The sequence below is a fragment of the Pilimelia columellifera subsp. columellifera genome, assembly GCF_039532605.1.
Taxonomy (GTDB): Bacteria; Actinomycetota; Actinomycetes; order Mycobacteriales; family Micromonosporaceae; genus Pilimelia; species Pilimelia columellifera.
Window position 1 is genome coordinate 1 of sequence record NZ_BAAARY010000080.1, and the last position, 854, is coordinate 854.

At 65.3% G+C, this 854-nt stretch carries 1 pseudogene; it reads left to right on the forward strand.

What is annotated here, in order from left to right:
- Positions 1-761 (forward strand): annotated as a pseudogene (locus tag ABD287_RS18410) (IS3 family transposase); the annotation flags it as partial.
- Between the last annotated feature and the right edge of the window lie 93 nt (positions 762-854).

The window sequence follows — 854 nt, forward strand, 5'->3', positions numbered from 1 at the left end:
ATACGCGAGGCCGAGCAGGCCACCGTGCCCGGGGCTGTGGAGGCCACCGGCTTGGGGAAGGAGAACAGGCAGCTCAAGGCCCGGGTTAGAGAGCTTGAGTTGGAGCGGGAGATTCTGCGGCGGGCCGCGAAATATTTCGCGGGCGAGACCAGCTGGTGAGCCGTTTCCAGTTCGTCGCCGACTACCGGGACGCCTACGGCGTGAAACGGCTGTGCGGGATCTTGTCGGTGTCCCGGTCGGGGTTTTACCGCTGGTGGCAGGCTGGTCCGGCTCGTGCGGAGCGTGAGCGCGCCGATCAAGTCCTGACCGAACGCATCACCGAAATCCACTGCGAGTCCGATAGCACCTATGGTGGTCCCAGGGTCACCGCCGAGCTGCATGACATCGGCCTGCTGGTGAACCACAAGCGTGTGGAGCGGTTGATGCGCCGGGCAGGGGTCGTCGGGGTGCACCTGCGTAAGAAGGTCCGCACCACGATCCCGGCGCCTGACGCGGTACCGGTGGCGGACCTGATCGGGCGGGACTTCACCGCGCCGGAACCGAACCGCAGGTATGTCGGTGACATCACCTACCTGCCCGTCGGTGACGGCCAGTTCCTCTATCTGGCAACGGTTTTAGACCTGTGCTCGAAACGGCTGGTGGGCTGGTCGATCGCCGATCACATGCGCACCGAACTGATCACCGACGCCATGAAGGCCGCCGCCGGAACCCGCGGCGGGAACCTGAACGGGGCGATCTTCCACAGCGACAACGGCGCCCAAGGCGGATTCAACTGGTCGTCGCAACACCTCGATCATGGAGGTGTTGGATGGGACGACCGAGGAAGCAGTTGCCGCAGCCACCGGAGGGGGCGA